The organism is Robiginitalea insularis (assembly GCF_052497835.1).
In genome coordinates, this window is the sequence record NZ_CP199296.1 from 262,053 (window position 1) to 282,227 (window position 20,175).

The 20,175-nt window shown below is 47.8% G+C and carries 20 protein-coding genes; 10 read left to right on the top strand and 10 right to left on the bottom strand.

Translation table 11 applies throughout. The features are described 5' to 3' along the window. Window positions 1-88: 88 nt before the first annotated feature. The 9 genes from ACT6NV_RS01185 to ACT6NV_RS01225 all read left to right on the top strand — a co-directional run bounded on the left by ACT6NV_RS01185 (window position 89) and on the right by ACT6NV_RS01225 (window position 11,125). On the top strand, window positions 89-541 hold the full coding sequence (locus ACT6NV_RS01185; protein ID WP_445382656.1) for a Fur family transcriptional regulator: 453 nt from the start codon (window positions 89-91) through the stop codon (window positions 539-541). A gap of 13 nt (window positions 542-554) precedes the next feature. Then, a complete protein-coding gene (locus tag ACT6NV_RS01190; protein WP_445385459.1) occupies window positions 555-1,835 on the top strand; it encodes an adenylosuccinate synthase in 1,281 nt (426 codons plus the stop codon). A 109-nt stretch (window positions 1,836-1,944) separates the two neighbouring features. Further along, on the top strand, window positions 1,945-3,594 hold the full coding sequence (locus ACT6NV_RS01195) for an OstA-like protein (protein ID WP_445385460.1): 1,650 nt from the start codon (window positions 1,945-1,947) through the stop codon (window positions 3,592-3,594). Window positions 3,595-3,597: 3 nt separating this feature from the next. Further along, a complete protein-coding gene (locus tag ACT6NV_RS01200) occupies window positions 3,598-4,791 on the top strand; it encodes an aspartate aminotransferase family protein (RefSeq protein ID WP_445385461.1) in 1,194 nt (397 codons plus the stop codon). Window positions 4,792-4,877: 86 nt separating this feature from the next. Beyond that, a complete protein-coding gene (locus ACT6NV_RS01205; protein ID WP_445385462.1) occupies window positions 4,878-6,278 on the top strand; it encodes a tetratricopeptide repeat protein in 1,401 nt (466 codons plus the stop codon). A gap of 28 nt (window positions 6,279-6,306) precedes the next feature. Continuing rightward, on the top strand, window positions 6,307-7,230 hold the full coding sequence (locus ACT6NV_RS01210; protein WP_445385463.1) for a DUF368 domain-containing protein: 924 nt from the start codon (window positions 6,307-6,309) through the stop codon (window positions 7,228-7,230). A 5-nt stretch (window positions 7,231-7,235) separates the two neighbouring features. Next, entirely contained in the window at window positions 7,236-8,255 is a 1,020-nt protein-coding gene (locus ACT6NV_RS01215) for a DUF368 domain-containing protein (protein WP_445385464.1), read from the top strand. Continuing rightward, the gene (locus ACT6NV_RS01220) at window positions 8,248-8,979 is read left to right on the top strand and encodes a shikimate dehydrogenase family protein (RefSeq protein ID WP_445385465.1); all 732 of its coding nucleotides are present in this window, start codon (window positions 8,248-8,250) and stop codon (window positions 8,977-8,979) included. The genes ACT6NV_RS01215 and ACT6NV_RS01220 overlap by 8 nt, the downstream gene beginning before the upstream one ends. A 124-nt stretch (window positions 8,980-9,103) precedes the next feature. Further along, on the top strand, window positions 9,104-11,125 hold the full coding sequence (locus tag ACT6NV_RS01225) for a DUF349 domain-containing protein (protein WP_445385466.1): 2,022 nt from the start codon (window positions 9,104-9,106) through the stop codon (window positions 11,123-11,125). 20 nt (window positions 11,126-11,145) lie between these two features. Here ACT6NV_RS01225 and rimO read toward each other — a convergent pair whose 3' ends face one another. Beyond that, window positions 11,146-12,456 carry a 30S ribosomal protein S12 methylthiotransferase RimO gene (gene rimO, locus ACT6NV_RS01230; protein WP_445385467.1) on the bottom strand — a complete coding sequence of 437 codons (1,311 nt, stop codon included), beginning with the start codon at window positions 12,454-12,456 and terminating at the stop codon, window positions 11,146-11,148. A 65-nt stretch (window positions 12,457-12,521) separates the two neighbouring features. Here rimO and ACT6NV_RS01235 point away from each other — a divergent pair, with 65 nt between their 5' ends. Beyond that, window positions 12,522-13,655, top strand: coding sequence for a serine hydrolase domain-containing protein (locus tag ACT6NV_RS01235; RefSeq protein ID WP_445385468.1), 1,134 nt, complete (start codon window positions 12,522-12,524; stop codon window positions 13,653-13,655). Between the two features lie 4 nt (window positions 13,656-13,659). Here the strand turns inward: ACT6NV_RS01235 and ACT6NV_RS01240 are convergent, their stop codons facing one another. The 9 genes from ACT6NV_RS01240 to ACT6NV_RS01280 form a co-directional block, all read right to left on the bottom strand. Next, the gene (locus ACT6NV_RS01240) at window positions 13,660-15,357 is read right to left on the bottom strand and encodes an amidase family protein (RefSeq protein WP_445385469.1); all 1,698 of its coding nucleotides are present in this window, start codon (window positions 15,355-15,357) and stop codon (window positions 13,660-13,662) included. After that, window positions 15,333-16,190, bottom strand: coding sequence for a DUF2911 domain-containing protein (locus tag ACT6NV_RS01245; RefSeq protein WP_445385470.1), 858 nt, complete (start codon window positions 16,188-16,190; stop codon window positions 15,333-15,335). The genes ACT6NV_RS01240 and ACT6NV_RS01245 overlap by 25 nt, the downstream gene beginning before the upstream one ends. Next, a complete protein-coding gene (gene ftsY / locus ACT6NV_RS01250) occupies window positions 16,187-17,149 on the bottom strand; it encodes a signal recognition particle-docking protein FtsY (RefSeq protein WP_445385471.1) in 963 nt (320 codons plus the stop codon). Before ftsY ends, ACT6NV_RS01245 begins: the two co-directional genes overlap by 4 nt. Window positions 17,150-17,289: 140 nt before the next feature. After that, complete coding sequence (locus ACT6NV_RS01255) at window positions 17,290-17,442, bottom strand: DUF4295 domain-containing protein (protein WP_445382670.1); 153 nt, start codon at window positions 17,440-17,442, stop codon at window positions 17,290-17,292. 6 nt (window positions 17,443-17,448) lie between these two features. Beyond that, window positions 17,449-17,631 (bottom strand): 50S ribosomal protein L33, encoded by a 183-nt coding sequence (gene rpmG, locus ACT6NV_RS01260; protein WP_088342152.1) that lies wholly within the window; start codon window positions 17,629-17,631, stop codon window positions 17,449-17,451. A gap of 20 nt (window positions 17,632-17,651) precedes the next feature. Next, the gene (gene rpmB, locus ACT6NV_RS01265) at window positions 17,652-17,891 is read right to left on the bottom strand and encodes a 50S ribosomal protein L28 (protein ID WP_445385472.1); all 240 of its coding nucleotides are present in this window, start codon (window positions 17,889-17,891) and stop codon (window positions 17,652-17,654) included. A 73-nt stretch (window positions 17,892-17,964) separates the two neighbouring features. After that, on the bottom strand, window positions 17,965-19,212 hold the full coding sequence (locus ACT6NV_RS01270) for a competence/damage-inducible protein A (protein WP_445385473.1): 1,248 nt from the start codon (window positions 19,210-19,212) through the stop codon (window positions 17,965-17,967). Beyond that, window positions 19,212-19,550: an Hpt domain-containing protein gene (locus tag ACT6NV_RS01275; protein WP_445385474.1), complete on the bottom strand. Its 339-nt coding sequence runs from the start codon at window positions 19,548-19,550 to the stop codon at window positions 19,212-19,214. The genes ACT6NV_RS01270 and ACT6NV_RS01275 overlap by 1 nt, the downstream gene beginning before the upstream one ends. After that, window positions 19,551-20,162, bottom strand: a complete 612-nt coding sequence (locus ACT6NV_RS01280) for a fumarylacetoacetate hydrolase family protein (protein WP_445385475.1) — start codon at window positions 20,160-20,162, stop codon at window positions 19,551-19,553. Window positions 20,163-20,175 lie beyond the last annotated feature (13 nt).

Here is a 20,175-nt window from a genome sequence, read left to right on the forward strand (position 1 = left end):
CCTTCAAGGCTCGCTAAAATCAGCTTTCAAATTCCCGCTATTCTTATTTTTAACTGTATTTTTGTAGCCGGATTGAGCTGACATTCAGATGGGAAATAAAGACCAGGAAATCGTAAAAAACGTATTCACCTCCTTTCTAGAGGAAAACGGGCACAGGAAGACACCTGAGCGTTATGCCATTCTGCAGGAAATCTATGATTCCGAGGAGCATTTTGACATAGAGTCCCTCTATATCAAAATGAAAAACAAGAATTATCGTGTAAGCAGGGCCACCCTGTACAATACCATAGAATTACTGCTGGAGTGCAAACTGGTCCGAAAGCATCAGTTTGGCAAGAACCAGGCGCAATACGAAAAATCTTATTTTGACCGGCAGCACGACCACGTAATCCTTACCGATACCGGGGAGGTAGTGGAATTCTGTGACCCGCGTATTCAATCCATCAAGAAAACCATTGAAGAGGTTTTCGACATAAAAATCAACAATCACTCGCTTTACTTTTACGGGACCCGAAACCCCAAGGAAGAAGCTTCTAAATAACCGAATCGGACGCATGAAGGCAGATCTCTTGCTCGGACTCCAGTGGGGGGATGAAGGAAAAGGAAAAATAGTTGATGTATTAACTGGCAACTACGATATCATAGCGCGGTTCCAGGGAGGGCCGAATGCCGGACACACCCTGGAATTCGACGGGATCAAACATGTTCTGCATACCATTCCTTCCGGGATATTTCACAAAAAGGCATTGAACATTGTAGGAAACGGAGTAGTCATAGACCCGGTTATCTTCCGCAGGGAACTGGAGAATTTATCCAGGTTTCCCATCGATATTCAAAAGAGCCTGCTTATCTCCAGGAAAGCACACCTGATCCTGCCCACACACCGGCTGCTGGATGCCGCTTCTGAAGCATCCAAGGGGAAGGCTAAAATTGGGAGCACTCTCAAGGGAATAGGTCCCACCTATATGGATAAAACGGGACGCAACGGGCTGCGGGTTGGAGACCTGGAACTGGCAGACTGGAAAGATAAGTACCGCACCCTTGCCGACAAGCACGAGGCTATGATCCATTTTTACAATGTGGACATTCAATACAACCTTCAGGAACTGGAAGCGGAATTTTTCAGTGCAGTGGAAAACCTCAAATCGCTACAATTCATCGATAGCGAGGAGTATGTGCACCAGGCGCTGAAATCCGGAAAGAAAATTTTAGCCGAAGGCGCTCAGGGCTCCCTGCTGGATATCGATTTCGGAACCTATCCTTATGTTACTTCTTCCAATACTACAGCGGCCGGAGCCTGCACAGGGCTGGGTATTGCCCCTGGAAATATCGGGGAGGTCTACGGGATCTTCAAGGCCTACACCACCCGGGTGGGCAGCGGGCCCTTCCCTACCGAATTATTTGATGAGGATGGAAAAACCATGGGACGGGTCGGAAACGAGTTTGGTGCCACTACCGGCAGGCCCAGGAGGTGCGGGTGGCTTGATTTGGTGGCCCTGAAATACGCGGTGCAAATTAATGGCGTTAGCCAGCTGATGATGATGAAGGCAGATGTGCTGAGTGGTTTTGAAACCATCAAAGTATGTACGGCCTATCACTACAAAGGAGAAAAAATAACCCATTTGCCCTATACCATAGAAGCCGAACACCTGACGCCGGTTTATACCGAATTACCGGGCTGGAAAGAAGACCTTACCCGTATGACCGAAGCGGCCCAGTTACCTGAGAATCTAAAAAAATACATCGATTATCTGGAGGAAGCCCTGGAAACTCCCATTAAAATTGTTTCCGTGGGGCCGGATCGGACCCAGACCATCCACCGCCTCAAAAGCTAATTCCTAAAAGCTTCCCAAATCTTTCTGCTACGCGCTATTTTGTGCTATTTTTGGCTAAAATTTAAGCTTGAAAGCCTGTATTACCTTTATTTTGGCATGCCTTTGCTGTATGCCGCTGTTAGCCCAGCAAGCTTCCCAGGCCGGTACTAAAATCACTATTGTTTACGGGGGAAGCTTTACCAAGGACGAGTCCTTGCGGCCCGGGGCCTCCATCTTCAGTAAAGACCAGCGTCAGGTGCAGTTTGAGCATCAGGGGGCAGACCTCTGGTGCGATTATGCCTTCCTGTATCAGAAGGAAAACCGGCTGGAAGCCATAGGAAACGTTCGCCTGAAACAGGGTGATTCTGTTTTGATGACCAGCGGGTATGTGGAATACGATGGCAATGTTAAACTGGCCAAGGCGTATGAGAAGGTACGGCTAACCAACCGCTCCATGACCCTGACCACCGATACGCTTTATTTTGACCGCCAAAAGCAGGAGTCCTACTACCGGGATCACGGAAAGGTAGTGGACTCAGTCAATACGCTTACCAGTGAGGTAGGTCGCTATTATATGATCTCTAAGAAATACCAGTTTCTGGACAGTGTCTATATAGAAAACCCGGATTATACCCTGGAATCACGTCGGCTGGACTACTACACCACTTCTAAAAACGCATATATGTACGGTCCCTCCACCATTACGGGCGACACTTACGAGATCTATTGCGAACGCGGGTTTTACGACACCCAGACCGAGACGGGTTATGGCATAAAAAATACGGAGATCCATTATTCCAACCGGATCATTGAAGGGGACAGCGTGTACTTTAATAAAGCCGCCGAGTTTGCCTCGGCCACCAACAATATAAAAGTTACGGATACCATTAACCAGGGGGTGATCCGGGCCCACTATGCGGAGGTCCATAAGGGGCGGGATTCAGTCTTTGCAACCCGCAGGGCGGTATCTATTAGCCTTGTGGAACAGGATTCTCTGTATATGCACGGAGATACACTGATGGTTACCGGAAAACCGGATGCCCGTATATTAAGGGCCTTCCGAAATGCAAAATTTTACAAGACCGACATGAGTGGTAAATGCGATTCCATTCATTTCGAAGAAAGTAAAGGCCTGACCCAAATGATCCGAAGGCCTGTCCTCTGGAACCTGGAAAACCAAATGACCGGAGACAGTATTCACCTGATCAGCAATAAGGAAACCGAAAAAATGGATTCCCTCAAAGTGCTAGGCAATGCCTTTATTATTTCTGAAGACAGTATCGGGCAGCGCGGATATAACCAGGCCAAGGGAAAGGATCTTTTCGGGAAATTCATGGAAAATGAATTAAAAATAGTAGACCTGGTCAAAAATACGGAGGTGATTTACTGGATGTACGACGATGATGATCAGTTACTCGGCATCAACAAGACCATATGCAGCAAGATCCGGTTGGAACTCGAAAACAGCGATATTGAACAAATAACGTTTTATACAGACCCGGATGGTAATATTTTTCCGGAAAAGGACCTGCCGGAAGCCAGTCGTATCCTGAAAGGTTTCGTCTGGAGGGGCGATGAGCGCATCAGGCGCATGGAAGATATTTTTGACGAAGACGACAATAATCTGGTCCTGCCCTTGATAAGAGGGTTGGACAACCCAATAGACCAGGAAGGAAGCGAATCTGAACAGGAAAGTACTTCTTCGGCAACCAAGCCACTTACAGACCGTCCGAAAAAAACGGCTAAATCAGGGGCAGAATCCCTTAAAAAGAAGAATTGATCCATGCTGACGGACTTTCTGAAATATCAGGCGCAAACAACCGGACATCCGCTCGGGTTAGAAGTGGCCCGTGCTTCGGGTTCCTACATATTTGATACTGCCGGGAAAGCATATCTCGATTTTGTGGCCGGGGTATCTGCCTGCACCCTGGGGCACTGCCACCCGGGAGTAGTGGGTGCGGCACAGCAGCAGCTTGCCCAGTATATGCATGTTATGGTTTACGGTGAGTTTGTTCAACAACCAGCTGTGGATCTTTGCCGCCTCCTGGCATCACAACTCCCCCACCCCCTGGAACGCACTTATTTGGTTAATTCGGGTACTGAGGCCATGGAAGGGGCCCTCAAACTGGCCCGAAGGGTTACCGGCCGTTTCGAATTGATAGCTGCACATACCGCCTACCACGGCAACACTATGGGAAGCCTCTCGCTGATGGACTACGAAAACCGGAAGGCTCCTTTCCGGCCATTGTTGCCCGGGGTCAGACATATTGCTTTCAATGCCCTGGAAGATCTCGATAAAATTACCAGCAAAACGGCAGCCGTAATCCTGGAAACCATTCAGGGGGGTGCCGGCTTTATCGAGCCCGAACCAGGGTATCTGAGTGCTGTTAAAAAGCGTTGCCAGGATACCGGGAGCCTGCTGATCTTAGATGAAATTCAACCCGGTTTCGGGCGAACCGGGAAGCTTTTTGCATTTGAGCACTACAATTGTATTCCGGATATACTCGTAATAGGCAAGGGAATGGCCTCCGGACTACCCATAGGGGCGTTTACTGCTTCTGCTGACCATATGGCACTGCTGGAACGGGATCCTGCCCTGGGCCATATAACGACCTTCGGAGGCAACCCGGTAATTGCCGCTGCAGCTCACAAAACGCTTCAGGTATTGCTGGAAGGAGACCTGATCCCTGCAACCACAGAAAAGGAATTACTGTTCCGTGAGCTATTGAAACACCCCTTAATTAGAGAAATCAGGGGAAAAGGACTGATGCTGGCCTTAATCCTGAAAGAGGCAGCAATAGCACAGTTTTTAGTCCTGGAAGCCATGCGGGAAGGCCTGCTGCTTTTCTGGTTATTATTCGAAACGCGGGCCGTGCGTATCAGCCCCCCACTGACCATTTCAAATGAAGAAATCCAAAAGGGTTGCCAGCAGATTCTGGAAGTCCTCAATCGTTATCCCAAAGCGGGTGTTAACTAAATTGTTAATAAGAAAGCCTTGAACCTACCCTTTTGTTGCCCTCAAAAAAATATTTTTAAGTCCATACGGAAACCAAACAGGCATATATGGCGTTAGATCCGAATGAACAACCCAACCAACCCATAGTGAAATTTGAATCCATGCTCAAGACAGACGACGTCTATTTCTTTGATGCAGAGGACTTTGAAGACATTATCCACCACTATCTGAACAACGGAAAAATCTCCCTGGCAAAGAAAGCCATCCGAATGGGTCTGGAACAACATCCGGATTCCATGGATATCCGCCTGCTGAACGTGGAGGTACTGGTGTTTGAAAACCAGTTCGAGAAAGCCGAGAAGATCCTCGATCAGATTCAGCTTATAGACGGGACCAATGAGGAAATCTATATTCAGCGCGCCAATATTTTTTCTAAAAAGGACAATCACGAAGCGGCCATAGAACTGCTGGAAAGGGCACTGAGCCTTTCAGACAACCAATTTGATATCTATTCGCTTCTTGGGATGGAATACCTGTTCCTGGACGACTACCTGCAGGCCAAGAAATGGTTTTTGAAATGCCTGACAGAAGACCCGGAAGATTATGCTTCGCTGTACAATGTGGTTTACTGCTTTGAATTTCTAGAGGACCATGAAGGAGCCATTAAGTTTCTGAATGAATACCTGGAAAACCAACCCTATTGCCAGGTTGCCTGGCATCAACTGGGCAAGCAGTATTACAGTTTAAAGATGTACCCGGAGGCCCTTGGTGCCTTTGAATTCGCCATTATCTCCGACGACCATTTCATTGGGGCTTACTTTGAGAAAGGTAAGGTCCTGGAGAAATTGGGAAAATACGAAGAAGCCATTATCAATTACACCACCACTATCGAAATGGATGACCCCACTTCCCATGCTTATTTGCGGATTGGGAAATGCCATGAAAAGTTGGGGATGGAGGATGAAGCCCGATATTATTATTATCTCACCGTACATGAAGACCCCTTGCTGGATAAGGGCTGGCTGGCTATTACCGACCACTACCACCGCCTCGGGGAGTACGGCAAGGCTAAGGAATATATTGATAAAGCCATTAATATAGACGGGGAGAACCCGACCTACTGGAAGCGGTGCGGACTGATCCACAAGGCACTCGGGCAAATGGACGAGGCAGATTTTGCCTTTAAACAAGCCGTTGACCTGGGCAATTACGAACTGGATACCTGGCTGCAGTGGGCAGAGGTCCTTCACAAAAACCGGGAAGTTGCCGCCGCCGCCGAGGTATTGAAGCAGGGCGCGGAATTTTATCCCGAAGCGGCGGAAATTCATTTCTTTCTTGCCGGAACCTACCGAACGCTCCAACAGGCCGATCAGGCCGAAAAGGAGCTCAAAACCGCCATTGAACAAGACCCTGAGAAGTTAGAATTTTTCGAAAAAGTCTGCCCGCAATTTTCTGCTGCCTCCTGGGTGAAACGCATTGTAAAAGAGTGCCGGAAAGCTTCCGAATAAATAAGCTATTTTTGCTTTTTTATTATCTATGGGAGACCGAAACCTGTTACACTACATCTGGATTTTATTAAAAGGCATGGCCATGGGGGCTGCCGACGTGGTACCCGGTGTTTCCGGGGGTACCATAGCCTTCATTTCCGGGATCTATGAAGAACTTATAAATTCCATCAATGCCATTGGCCCCGGCCTGCTGAAAACGTTGCGAAAGGATGGATTAGCCTCCTGCTGGAAGGCAATTAACGGCAATTTTCTGCTGTCCCTGTTCCTGGGTATCGGCATCAGTGTTGTTTCCTTATCGAAGGGGATCAGCTGGCTGCTGGAAAACGAACCAGTACTTCTCTGGGCGTTCTTTTTCGGTCTGGTGCTTGCCAGTATCTTCTATGTTGGCAAAGCCATCAGCCAGTGGAAAGCAGTAGTACTTTTCACAATGATCCTTGGAGCGGTTCTGGCTTACCTGGTCGTTTCCCTTCCCGTATCCGAACAAAACGAAAGCCTCCCCTATCTGTTTCTTTCTGGTGCGTTGGCCGTTTGCGCCATGATTCTGCCCGGGATATCCGGAGCCTTTATTTTAGTATTGCTGGGATCCTATAAAACGGTCCTGGACGCGGTTCACGAAAGGGATTTGCAAATATTGGGAATTGTAGCCCTGGGAGCGGTATTCGGGTTGCTGAGCTTTTCAAAGTTACTCAAGTGGATGTTTTCAAAATTCAAGGATGCCACCCTGGCCCTGCTTACGGGTTTCATCATTGGTTCCCTGCCCAAAATCTGGCCCTGGAAACAGGTACTGGAAACCCGTCAAATCAATGATAAAATCATTCCTATACGGGAAGCCAATGTGACCCCCTGGGGATATGAAGGAGAGCCACAATTGTATTGGGCCCTGGCGCTGGCTGCTCTCGGATTTTGCCTTATTTTTATCCTGGAACACTTTGCATCCAAAAAACACTCCTGAAAGCGATGTACCACCCCAGAACCATTACGGACAAAATCCTGCTGTTTATCAAAGGGCTCGCCATGGGTGCCGCCAACAAGGTTCCCGGAGTTTCCGGGGGGATCGTGGCCTTTGTGGTCGGTTTTTACGAGGAATTCATTTACTCCCTCCAAAAGTTCAATCTCAAGGCGTTCAAGTTATTTTTCAACGGGCGTTTTAAGAGCTTTTACCGCTATGTGAACGGGCCGTTTCTCTCCTTGTTGATCCTTGGGATGCTCTTCAGTTATTTCAGTGTTTCAAGGGTTTTGGATTACTTCCTGGAGCGGAAGGAATTGTTTGTGTGGGCCCTGTTTTTCGGGATGATCATCGGTTCGATATATTTTATTTCCAAGGATTTTGAGCATTGGAATAAAAGAACCCTTCCGGCAGGCATTCTGGGCTTGATACTGGGCATCTCAATCAGTTTTCTCAGCCCGGCCCGGGAAAACGACAATCTGTTGTTTATTTTCCTTTGCGGGATCATCAGTGTATCCGGAATGACGCTTCCCGGCCTTTCGGGTTCGTTTATCCTGATCTTACTGGGCAATTATGTATTGTTGTTGGTGGATGCTGTAAACGGGCTCTACGACACCCTTGCGGAAATGGTGGTTGGAGATTTCAGCTTCCTTAAAAATCAGGAACGGCTAACAACCCTGAAAATACTCGCCGTTTTTACGGCGGGATCCGCAACCGGACTGGTCACGCTCTCCCATTTGCTGGGCTACGTGCTAAAGCACTTCCGGTATATGACCACAGCGGTGATCATCGGATTTATCACGGGGTCCCTGGGGGTTGTATGGCCCTGGAAGCGAAAGGTATACCTCCTGGATGCCTCAGGGAATATTATGCAGGATTCCAACGGGGACAACATTATCATTAACTATCAGCGCTATATGCCGGACATGGCACTGTCCGATACCTGGTGGGCCGTATTCTACATAGCCATGGGTGTAGTTGTTTTAATCGCCCTGGAGTGGTACGGAAAAAATCGCCGGAAAAATGCATAGGTACGGGCTTATAGGAAAAAACATCTCCTACTCCTTTTCAAGAGGTTATTTCAGGGAAAAATTTGAGGCCCTGGGGCTGAGTGACCATCTATATGAAAATTTTGACCTGCCAGGTCTGACGGAATTTCCATTGCTGCTCGAAAAATATCCCGATCTCAAAGGGCTAAATGTTACCATTCCGTACAAAGAACAAATTATTGACTATTTGGATGAGCTGCATCCTACGGCTGAAGCCATAGGGGCAGTCAACACCATTGCCTTTGGCCCGGGCGGTCTGAAAGGCTTTAATACAGATGTAACCGGGTTTAAGGAATCCCTTAAACCGCTGTTAACCCAAATGGACCGGGAAGCACTTATCCTGGGCACTGGCGGGGCTTCAAAGGCCGTATTTCACGGATTGGAAGCGCTCGGACTTAAGGCCACTTACGTATCGCGCAAAGCGGGAAAGAACCAACTGACCTACTCTGAACTCACGCCAGAGAAGCTCAGCCAGTACCAACTCATTGTAAATTGCACTCCGGTAGGAACCCATCCGCACACAGCGCATGCACCCGAACTGCCTTATAGCGGGCTAAAGCCAACACAATTACTCTACGACCTGATTTACAATCCTGCCGAAACCCGATTTCTCCTTGAGGGAAAACGAAAGGGCTGCCGAATAAAAAACGGACTGGAAATGCTTCAGATCCAGGCTGAGGAAGCCTGGAAAATCTGGAATAGTTAGGGAAGCTACCTTCCCTTGTCCGGGCAAAGCGGACTCCTTAAAAAGATCGGGGATTACCTTTGTTTAAAGGCCACTTGTTAGTATCTTGGAATCGATATAGCGCAGACACTGAAAATATTTCATTATGTCGGAAGAGGAAAAAAAAGAACTGCAGCCTGCTGCAGGGGGGGATCAGCCATCAGTATCCAAGGAGTCCAATGCTGAGGATACGTCTGAAGAAGTTGATAAAGATGAACTAAAGCCAAAATCCGGGGAGGACGCGGATGCAGGACAAGACAAGCCGGAATCTGCAGATCCGGATGAAGAAATAGACGAATCCAATGCCGAAGACGCCGAAGATTCGGAAAACGAGCGCAGACACCACATTCCTTTTCTGGACTACCACTCCCTTAGCATGGAAAATCTGGTTGGGGAATTACAAAGGCTGTTGCGAACCGAAAAAGTTCAGGCAATCCGCAGGCATGTAGAGCAGATCAAATCAGAATTTGACCTGAAATTCCAGGACTTTATAGAAACTAAAAAGGAGGAATTTGTAGAACGGGGCGGCGCAGAATCAGATTTTCATTACAATTCCGTCAATAAACGGCAGTTCAATGAGTTGTATTCTGAGTACCGCAATAAGCGAAATCAGTACTATCGCGACCTGGAACATCGTCTGAAAGAAAACCTGGCGAATCGCCTGGCCATAATAGAGGATTTAAAGGGGCTGGTCAATATGGAAGAAGACATGACCACCACCTACAATACCTTTAAGGAATTACAGCAAAAATGGCGGAACGCCGGCCCGGTGCCGCGAACACAGTACAACGATGTATGGCGAACCTATCAGCACCATGTGGAAATCTTCTACGATTTCCTGCATCTGAACCGGGAATTACGCGATCTCGATTTTAAGCACAACCTGGAGGAAAAGCTAAAGCTGATAAAGCGGGCAGAGGCCCTTGCCAATGAGGAAGACCTCAATAAAGCTTTCAGGGAACTGCAGACTTTACATAAATTATGGAAAGAAGAAATCGGACCGGTCTCAAAAGATCACAGGGAAGAAATATGGAAGCGATTCAGTGATGCCACAAAGGTTGTGCACCAGCGCCGACAGGAACATTTCCAGGAGCTCGAAGCTCAATACGAGACAAACCTGGCAAATAAACAACAGATCATTTCGGATATAGAGAAAATTGCCTCCTCCGTTGCAGATAACCACAGGGGTATTCAGAAACAGATAAAGGATATTGAAAAGCTGAGGGACGCTTTCTTTAAGGCGGGAAAAGTGCCGCATAAAGTAAATGAACAAACCTGGACTGCCTTTAAAAATGCAGTTCGCAGCTTTAACCGAACCAAAAATGCCTTTTATAAAAATCTAAAAAAAGATCAGCAGGAAAACCTGGACAAAAAAAGGGAACTGTTAGAGCGTGCCTTAAGCCTGAAGGACAGTGAAGACTGGGAAAGCACCACTCCGGAAATGAAACAGATCCAGCAGCAGTGGAAACAGATTGGACATGTCCCCAGAAAATATTCGGATAAAATCTGGAAGCAGTTTAAAGAAGCCTGCAACCATTATTTCAATCGGCTGCATGCACAGAAAGATTCTGCCAATGCAGGGGAACGCGAGAATTTAAAAGAGAAACTGAGCCTGATGGACCAGTTAAAGGAATTTAAACTGAGCGGTAAAAAAGAAAAGGATCTAAAGGTTATCCAGGAGTTTGTTACAAAATGGAAAGAGATTGGCCATATCCCACATTCCAAAAGGCATGTGAACAGCAAGTTTTATAAGATACTGGATGCCCTGTTCAAAAAAATGGGAATCAGCAGGCAGGAAGCTGAAATCATTAAATACGGCAACAAAATACAGCAGCTTTCGAAAGAAGACGATGCAAGGGCCATTTTGCAGGAAAGACAGTTTGTAAAACGCAAAATTGAAGAAAACAAAAACGAAATACGGCAGCTGGAAAACAACCTGGAGTTTTTCTCTGATACATCAGAAGAAAACCCAATGGTGAAAAAGGTCATCAAGGACCTTGAAAAACAAAAGGAAGCCCTGGGCAACTGGAAAGCCAAATTGAAAAAGCTCAATATTCTCAGGAATTCACTGATTCGTGAAGAAGCAGCTGCAGCCGAAAAGCAGGAGGAAGAAAACGGGGAGGAATAATGGGGCGCCTGTCCTGTCCTTTATTCTGATTCCACCGGAACGGCAAATAAGTCAAATTCCGTGGCTGACTGTATTTTTAAGTCCGCAAAACTGCCCAGGGAAAGAAAATGTTCCCTTGCATCCACCAGAACTTCATTATCCACGTCAGGTGAGTCAAATTCTGTGCGTCCTATAAAGTAATTCCCTTCCTTACGATCGATCATACATCGGAATACCCGGCCTACCAGTTCCTGATTCAGTTCCCATGAAATCTGGGATTGAATTTCCATGATCTGGTTCACCCGATCTTGTTTGACCTCCTCGGGCACATCGTCCGTAAGGTTGTAGGCATGTGTATTCTCTTCATGGCTGTAAGTAAAACAACCCAGGCGCTCAAAACGCATCTGTTTTACCCAGTTTTTAAGCAACAGAAAGTCTTCTTCCGTTTCCCCGGGGTATCCGACAATAAGCGTGGTTCTAATGGCCATGCCCGGAACACTTTCCCGAAAGCTTTTCAGCAGGGCATTCGTTTTTGCATAGGTGGTGCCCCTGCGCATACTCTTCAGAATGGAATCCGAAATATGCTGCAGCGGGATATCGATGTAATTACAAATTTTGGGTTCGTTTCGCATCACCTCCAGAACATCCAAGGGGAAACCGGTAGGGAAGGCATAGTGCAGGCGGATCCACTCAATCCCCTCTACCTTTACAAGGGCGCGCAAAAGATCCGCCAGCCTCCTTTTCTTATACAGGTCCAGCCCGTAATAGGTGAGGTCCTGAGCGATCAGAATGAGTTCCTTCACCCCTTTTGCTGCCAGGTTTTCCGCCTCCTTTACCAGGGCTTCTATAGGCTGGCTCCTGTGGCCTCCCCGCATCAGCGGAATGGCACAGAAAGAACAGGGGCGGTCACAACCCTCGGCAATTTTCAGGTAGGCGTAATTTACAGGAGTAGTACTAACCCTCTCCCCTATCAATTCGTGTTTGTAATCGGCCCCCAGGGCCTGTAATAGCTGGGGCAGGTCGCGCGTACCAAAGTAGGCGTCCACATCAGGGATTTCTTTGGCCAGATCCGGTTTGTAGCGCTCGCTTAAGCAGCCGGTTACAAAGACCTTATCTACCATCCCATCCTGTTTCTGCTGCACATACTCCAGAATGGTATTAACGCTTTCCTCCTTGGCATTGGCAATAAACCCGCAGGTGTTGATTACCACTATGTTCCCCTCTCCTTCGTGGACAACGGCCTTCTGGCTCCCTTTAAGTTGCCCCATGAGGACTTCTGAATCATAGAGGTTCTTGGAGCACCCAAGGGTGACCACATTGATCACGTTCTTCTTGTGAGATTTGGTTCGCATATGCCAAATTAGGGCGCAAAAATACGATATCCGGGGGTATTATGTGGCAAATTAGACGATTTCAGGTGAAAAAGCGTTTTAATAGTATGATCGCAGCGGGAAAAATACCCGGTTTCAGGCAGTTTCTCTTCTGCTCCCTTATGCTGCTTGCCTGTATGGCTTGCTCAACGGAACCCCTTGTAACTGAAAATCCCGGGCCAGATCCAACCAATCTCTATTTTCCGGAACCCCAGCGCTTCGCTGACTGGGAAACCGTAAGCCCTGAATCTCTGGGATGGGATAGCCAGCAACAAAATCTCCTTGAAACCTTTCTGGAAACAAATGATACCAAAGCCTTTATCATCCTTAAAGACGGAAAGATTGCCATGGAACGGTATTTCGGGACATTCACCAGAGATAGCCTCTGGTACTGGGCTTCTGCCGGAAAAACCCTGACGGCCTATACCGTTGGCCTGGCCAGAGAGGAAGGCTTGCTCAACCTTGAGGATCCAACTTCTGCTTACCTCGGCCCCGGGTGGACTTCTGCCCCCTCAGAAAAAGAATTGAACATCAGCATACGCAATCAGCTGAGCATGACCAGCGGGCTGGACGAACTTTCCTTTGATTGTGTGCTTCCGGAATGCCTTAATTTCACGGCCGATGCAGGCAGTCGCTGGGCCTATCACAATGGTCCCTATACCTTATTACAAGATGTTGTTTCCAACGCAGCAGGGATGGGGTTTTCCGAATATTTTAATAACCGCCTGCGCAATAAAATAGGAATGGATGGTTTCTGGATCAGCTCCAATGGCTCCAACAGTATTTATTACAGTACCCCACGGAGTATGGCCCGTTTCGGCCTGTTGGTTCTGAACAACGGCAGCTGGGGTGATTTAACGGTTATGAGCGATGCATCTTATCATTCGGCTATGCTGCAGCCCTCCCAGGACTTAAACAAAGCCTATGGCTATCTGTGGTGGCTCAATGGAAAGCAAAGCTATATGGCCCCTGCTTCGCAAATAGTATTCCCCGGAAAACTGATTCCGGAGGCGCCTTCAGACCTGGTTGCCGGCCTGGGCAAAAATGACCAGAAACTGTACATCGTACCTTCCCAAAAACTCGTTATTGTCCGTATGGGTCAGGACAGCGGAGAAAACCTGTTGGGCCCTTCCAGCTTCGATAACCAGTTATGGCAACAGCTCGGGGCTTTTATCAAATGATCGCTTATTCGGTATACCCTGCTGGTGGCCGGCGCATGGGCCCCAGTTGTTCGTAGGCGTGTCCCAGGTCAAGCAGTTTATCTTCCTCAAAGGGTTTTGCAATAAAGGTCATATTGGTGGGCTCCCCGTCATCCCGGTAACCCATGGGAACGGTAAGAGCCGGGTACTTGGCAACCGCTGCGTAGCCTGCGTGATAGTTATTGACAGAAAGTACCGCATCCAGCTGGTGTTCTTCCCATGGGGTATCGAAATACCGGCGTCCATTCTCCTCCAGCTGCATCCTGATCCCTTCTAATTCATCCATATTGGTACTATCCACTACAATGCCTTCCAGCAAGGCCTGTCCGTAAGGAACCCTTAGCAGGCTGTCTTCCCGGTTAAAGGCCACAACATCAGCTACTGAACTGACTCGAACGGCATCCCTGTCCCGGATTTGATTTTTCAGGTACATGGGCAAATCGTGCTTCATATCAATGTTCAGCAGGGTAATAAAACCATCCAGGTTCACCTCAGGAGGATCAAAAGGGATTATTTCAGACCCGGCCTGTCGTATCCGTTCCACCTGTTCCCGGTACAGGCTGTCTCGTTCCAGAAGGCCCTTAAAAACACCAAGTCTTTTCCCCTGCAGCCCCTTTTGTTCAGGTTGGTACCACATTCCGGACATGCCTGTCTCAACCGATTTTGCATCTGCAGCATCCCTTCCCTTCATTGCGTCCAGCAGAATCCCGGCATCTGCTACATTACGGGTCATTGGACCAGGGGTATCCAGCGTACTGGAAATAGGAACAATCCCGCTTCGGCTCAGAAAACCGATTGTTGGTTTAATCCCTACAACCGAATTCTGGCTGCTGGGCGATAAAATGGAGCCCGAGGTCTCTGTACCTACTGCCGCTACAGCATAATTGGCCGCAATTGCGGTACCGCTTCCGGAACTGGAGCCACCACTTTCAAATATCCTGCGGCCATATGGGTTCAGGGTCTGTCCCCCAACAGCGCTATACCCAACCGGACATCCCCGGCACATAAAATAGGCCCATTCGCTAAGGTTTACTTTCCCCAGAATTATGGCCCCGTTGCTGCGTAGACGTTCCGCAATAAAGCTGTCCCCTGTCGTATTATCCTTCAGGGCTATCGCACCGGCAGTCGTAGGCATGCCTGCAGTATTGATATTGTCTTTCAGCAAAATGGGCATTCCGAAGATGGGATGCCTTGAGGCATCAGGTTCCCTGGCAGCCAGGCGATCCTTTTCCTGGGCCTCTTGCAGGCAGCTGGGGTTGAGCGCCAAAATGGTGTTCAGGGTAGTTTCGTTGTCCAGTTCGTAAGTATATATTCGATACAGGTAAAAAAGGGTGAGCTCCTCATAGCTAAGGTCACCTGCTTTAATATGTTTTTGTATAGCTGCAATAGGCTGTTCAAATACCATGGGCTTCAGGCGCAGGTATTCTTCCCGGCTGAATGTTTTTACTTCTTCATATAAGGGCAGGAATACATCGTTTTTATCCAGTATTTTGGATTGTATAAGCTTATACCGCATTCGTTCCACCGGATGGTCCTGGTTTCCGGCAACTTCCAGAGAATCATTGTAGGGCTCCCAGATACGCGCCTGAGGTTCCTTTTCCTGCCGGCATCCACTGGCTATGAACAGTATTGTTAAAGCCAAAGCGTAAAAAACCGCTTTTACTTTTCTTTGAATTGCTTCCATTTCTCAATATTTTTTTCATTCATGCGCACAAATTCGTCTTTGCCCTCTGCATGGGCAAGCTCCCGGGATATACTGGCAGCGGCTATCGCCTCCCGGAAACGTCCGAGATTGGCCAGCAGCAGCGAGCGCACTCTGTGGAAATAATAGGTATCACCTCCCTTGGCCAGGGCCTGCTCCACATATCCCAGGGCCCTTTGCGGATCTTTATTTTGTTCATGAAGATAGCGGGCTGCTTCGTACCAGCTCTGCGCACTTGCGTTTTCTGTTAGGGCCTTACGCAATTGGGCTTCCATAACGGCCTCCGTGTTGACACTTATGGGGATTTGCAGACGCAGCTTGTCCCAATGCCAGATCATCAGCATGCCGTTGTGGGTAATCTCATCAAAACTGATCTGAAAATTTTCCTGAAACACCGGAGAGATTTCCGGCTTAAGGCGCAGTCTGAACTGATCCTCTTCCGGCCTGTATGCATCCCGGCCGTCCCCCCAGTGCTCGGTATTTTTATGAAAAACCACGTCCCAGTAATCCTTATAGGGAAAGGCATAAAGGGCATAAGTCCCGTGAGGCAGGGTATAGGGGCCAACCTGTATGGTATCACTAACAGAAAATTTAGTGGATTCATTGGCTCCCACCCGCCAGATGCGGCCATAGGGTACCAGGTCTCCGAAGATAGTCCTGCCCCGTACCGCCGGCCGGCTGTAGACAACTTTCACCCTTGTAAGGCCTATCTGTTGCACAAGTTCCTGCAGCGGGCTCGCTTTGGGATGTTCCAACTGCCCAACCAAGAGACAGCAATGGAAGAAAAAGAAAAATAGGATTGTTCCCGTTTTCAAGATTCCAGTTTAAAGAATGAATCTACAAATTCAAATTTGTTGAATACCTGCAGGTCCTCTATCCCTTCTCCTACCCCAATATATTTGACGGGTATGCGGAACTGGTCCGATATCCCGATAACCACTCCGCCTTTTGCAGTACCGTCGAGCTTGGTTACCGCCAGTGAACTGACCTCGGTTGCCTTGGTGAACTGCCGGGCCTGCTCAAAAGCATTCTGCCCGGTAGACCCATCGAGTACCAGCAATACCTCATGAGGGGCCTGTGGAATAACTTTTTGCATCACCCGTTTGACCTTGGACAATTCATTCATCAGGTTTACCTTGTTGTGAAGCCTGCCAGCCGTATCGATGAGTACTACATCGGCCTGTTGGGTGACGGCAGAACTGAGGGTGTCAAAAGCCACTGAAGCCGGGTCGCTTCCCATTTGTTGTTTTACCAGTGGCACCCCCACCCGGTCTGCCCATACCTGCAACTGGTCTATGGCCGCAGCACGGAAGGTATCTGCTGCCCCGATCACGACTTTTTTCCCTTTTGATTTGAATTTGTGAGCCAGCTTTCCAATAGTGGTGGTCTTCCCAACACCATTAACGCCAACAACCATGATCACGTAAGGTTCGGAGATCTCCGGGAGATGTATTTCTGTTTCGGCTCCGGTTTGTGTTTCGGAGAGGAGTCCTGCAATTTCCTCCCGCAGAATACGGTCTAACTCCTCTGTCCCTACATATTTATCCCTGGCAACCCTGGCCTCAATTCTTTCGATGATCTTCAGGGTAGTGTCTACCCCTACGTCCGATGTTACCAGTACTTCTTCCAGTTGGTCGAGCACTTCGTCATCCACCCTGGATTTACCCACTACCGCTTTGGAAAGCTTGGAAAAAAATGTAGTCTTAGATTTCTCAAGCCCTTTGTCCAGGGTCTCCTTCTTTTCTGTTGAAAAAAGTTTTTTGAATAAGCTCATAGAATCAGCTGATGGATCACAAATATAGTACAATATCAGATACAGATGCCGGGGTATTCCCGCTGGCGAGGACGGGCCCGGGGGGAATAAAAAAAGCCGCTTCTCAGATGAGAGCGGCTTTTTACAGCTTTACTGTTATCTTATTTGCTTGCCAGCCATTCGTTTACGGATTCTGGCGGCATAACTGCCTCAACAAAGGTGTAGGCTCCACTTTTTGGAGATTTCACCATTTTTATCGCTTTGGTCAGCCTTTTTGAGGATGATTGTAGGGTTGCAACCGTTTTCTTAGCCATAGCTTTTTATTTTATCTCTTTATGTACTGTCATTCTTTTCAGAATGGGATTAAATTTCTTTAATTCCATTCGATCTGGTGTATTCTTCTTATTCTTGGTAGTGATATACCTGGAGGTTCCGGGCATTCCAGACTCCTTGTGCTCGGTACATTCCAAAATTACCTGAACTCTGTTTCCTTTCTTTGCCATAATGCTTTCGCTTTAGGGGATTACTTATTCAGAATCCCTTTTTGTCTTGCTTCTTTCATAACCGCAGCAATTCCCTTCTTGTTGATAGCCTTCAGGGCCCTGGATGAAACCTTTAGGGTGATCCAGCGATCTTCTTCCGGGATATAGAAACGCTTTTTCGAAAGATTTACGTCAAATCTTCTTTTGGTTTTATTGATCGAAAAGGAGACGTTATTACCAGACATCGCCTTTTTTCCCGTAAGTTCGCAGACTTTTGACATTGCGCTTGAATTTCTTGATTAAAATCAGGCTGCAAATTTACATCTTTTTTGCCGTATGCCCAAAATTCTTTTTTTAATATTTTAGAATTTCTTTCTGAAGCAGTTCAAAGGCTTTGTGGACGGATTTTTGAACAATGCGATCGCGGTGGTTCCCCATGGTATATTTTTCGGCCCACACCCCATTCTCAGTAGCAATGGCAATGTATACCGTACCTATGGGTGCCTCTGAATCTCCTTTGGTCGGACCTGCGTTTCCGGTAGTGGCCACTGCAATATCCGAATGCATCAGCTTTCTGGCATTTTCTGCCATGGCACAGGCCACAGCCTCGCTGACTACCGAATGCTCCTTGATCAGCGCCTTCGAAACCCCCAGAAGACCAGACTTCACTGAAGTGGCGTAACTTACCAGGCTCCCCTTGAAATATTGCGAAGCTCCCGGAACAGCGGTCAGCTGAGCGGCTATTTTGCCACCTGTAAAACTCTCTGCTGCCGCCAGGCTCCTGCCTTTTGTGCGAAAGAGTTTCCCAAGGGTAACTTCCAGGGGTTCCCCGTCTTCCTCAGCATACAAAATATCGCTGATAAGCTTTTTAAGTTCCCCGAGTTGCTGCTGCAGTTCGTCCTCCAGTGCCTCGGGATCTGTCCCCTTGATCGATACGCGCAGGCGAACCTTCCCGAGATTAGGGAGATAGGCCAGCTTCATATGGATGGGGAGAGAATCTTCCCAGTGGGCTATGCGTTCGGCTATGGCACTTTCGCCCAATCCATAAGTAATAAGGGTTTTATGCAGCAGGACGGGTCTTGTAAATTCTGAAATGATTTTAGGGACCAAGTGGTCCTGAAACAACTGTTTCATTTCAAAAGGGACGCCCGGCAAGGAAACAAAAACGGCTGCCTTCCCTTTGATCCACATCCCCGGGGCCGTCCCGTAGGCATTGTGCAAAATGTGGGCCCTTGACGGGACCATGGCCTGTCTTCGGTTCAGGTCGGAAATAGGGGTTGATATATATTTTTCAAACAGGAATTCGATATGCTGCAGAACCTTCTGGTTCTCAACCAGCTGGTCTTCAAAATATTCGGTTAAAGTGTGTTTGGTGATATCATCCTTGGTGGGTCCCAGCCCCCCCGTAATAAGGACCAGCTGAGCCCTGGATTCTGCATCATGAAGCGCTTTGAGGATGTGTTCGCGATCGTCCTGTACAGAAGTAATCTGATATACGGCTACCCCCAATTTCTGTAATTCCGAGGCGATATAGGCAGAATTGGTATCGACAATTTGCCCTATGAGAATTTCGTCCCCGATGGTAATGATCTCAGCAACCATTACATATTGAAATCATTACGGAGCTCGCCGATTACCTGGATTACGTCCTTTTTTAATACCGGAAACCGCTCTTTAATCGTTTCCATATTCGCCTCGCTTTTACCAAGGGTTTCAATCTCCAGGGCGATAGCTCTGGTTTGTTCCATTCCCAGGAGGTCCACATTGGGCTTAATCTTATGTGCCATCTTATATACCTGCTCGTAATTCCCGGCAGCTATAGCAGTTTCAAGCTCTTCGAGGTCCACAGGAACCTCTTCCAGAAAAACGGAAACTACCGATAGGATAAAATCCGTATCTCCCTCTGCCATCTCATTGATTTTATCCAGGCTATAGATCATTTATTTGATTTTTAAAGTAAATAATTCGCGACCCGCCAAACTACCTGAAAGGTAGTCATTTGGGGCCACCTGACCAACTCCCTCAGGGGTGCCGGTGAAAATAATATCGCCCTTTTTTAGTGTAAAAAAAGTCGAAATATAGCTGATTAATTCGTCTATTTTCCAAAGCATTCTCCCGGTATTTCCCTGCTGTACCTGCCGCCCGTTTTTAGTAAGGCTGAAATTCAGGTCCGTCAGATCCCCTAAATCGGTTTTGGGCACCCACTTGCCTATAACGGCAGCCCCGTCAAAACCTTTGGCCTTTTCCCATGGCAGGCCTTTTTCCTTCAATTGCTGCTGCAGGTCCCGCGCGGTAAAATCAATCCCGACACTAAGCTCATCGTAATAAGTTGGTGCAAACTCCGGGCTTATATGCTTCCCGACCTTTTTGATCTTAACCAGCAATTCCACTTCATAATGTATGGAATTGGAAAATTCAGGAATATAAAAATCCTGTTCTTTCGGAAGAATGGCAGAATCCGGCTTCATAAACAGTACCGGGGATTCAGGGCGCTCATTTTTCAGTTCCTCAATGTGCCCTGCATAATTCCGACCCACACAGATCAACTTCATTTCGGGGTACTTT

Excerpts from the sequence above, each read along its gene's own strand:
- ftsY (WP_445385471.1), bottom strand. The coding sequence starts at position 17,149 with ATGAGCTTATTCAAAAAACTTTTTTCAACAGAAAAGAAGGAGACCCTG.
- ACT6NV_RS01215 (WP_445385464.1), top strand. The coding sequence starts at position 7,236 with ATGTACCACCCCAGAACCATTACGGACAAAATCCTGCTGTTTATCAAA.
- ACT6NV_RS01240 (WP_445385469.1), bottom strand. The coding sequence starts at position 15,357 with ATGGAAGCAATTCAAAGAAAAGTAAAAGCGGTTTTTTACGCTTTGGCT.
- ACT6NV_RS01270 (WP_445385473.1), bottom strand. The coding sequence starts at position 19,212 with ATGGTTGCTGAGATCATTACCATCGGGGACGAAATTCTCATAGGGCAA.
- rpmB (WP_445385472.1), bottom strand. The coding sequence starts at position 17,891 with ATGTCAAAAGTCTGCGAACTTACGGGAAAAAAGGCGATGTCTGGTAAT.
- ACT6NV_RS01195 (WP_445385460.1), top strand. The coding sequence starts at position 1,945 with ATGCCGCTGTTAGCCCAGCAAGCTTCCCAGGCCGGTACTAAAATCACT.
- ACT6NV_RS01220 (WP_445385465.1), top strand. The coding sequence starts at position 8,248 with ATGCATAGGTACGGGCTTATAGGAAAAAACATCTCCTACTCCTTTTCA.
- rimO (WP_445385467.1), bottom strand. The coding sequence starts at position 12,456 with ATGCGAACCAAATCTCACAAGAAGAACGTGATCAATGTGGTCACCCTT.
- ACT6NV_RS01190 (WP_445385459.1), top strand. The coding sequence starts at position 555 with ATGAAGGCAGATCTCTTGCTCGGACTCCAGTGGGGGGATGAAGGAAAA.
- rpmG (WP_088342152.1), bottom strand. The coding sequence starts at position 17,631 with ATGGCAAAGAAAGGAAACAGAGTTCAGGTAATTTTGGAATGTACCGAG.
- ACT6NV_RS01185 (WP_445382656.1), top strand. The coding sequence starts at position 89 with ATGGGAAATAAAGACCAGGAAATCGTAAAAAACGTATTCACCTCCTTT.
- ACT6NV_RS01205 (WP_445385462.1), top strand. The coding sequence starts at position 4,878 with ATGGCGTTAGATCCGAATGAACAACCCAACCAACCCATAGTGAAATTT.
- ACT6NV_RS01225 (WP_445385466.1), top strand. The coding sequence starts at position 9,104 with ATGTCGGAAGAGGAAAAAAAAGAACTGCAGCCTGCTGCAGGGGGGGAT.
- ACT6NV_RS01280 (WP_445385475.1), bottom strand. The coding sequence starts at position 20,162 with ATGAAGTTGATCTGTGTGGGTCGGAATTATGCAGGGCACATTGAGGAA.
- ACT6NV_RS01275 (WP_445385474.1), bottom strand. The coding sequence starts at position 19,550 with ATGATCTATAGCCTGGATAAAATCAATGAGATGGCAGAGGGAGATACG.
- ACT6NV_RS01200 (WP_445385461.1), top strand. The coding sequence starts at position 3,598 with ATGCTGACGGACTTTCTGAAATATCAGGCGCAAACAACCGGACATCCG.
- ACT6NV_RS01255 (WP_445382670.1), bottom strand. The coding sequence starts at position 17,442 with ATGGCTAAGAAAACGGTTGCAACCCTACAATCATCCTCAAAAAGGCTG.
- ACT6NV_RS01210 (WP_445385463.1), top strand. The coding sequence starts at position 6,307 with ATGGGAGACCGAAACCTGTTACACTACATCTGGATTTTATTAAAAGGC.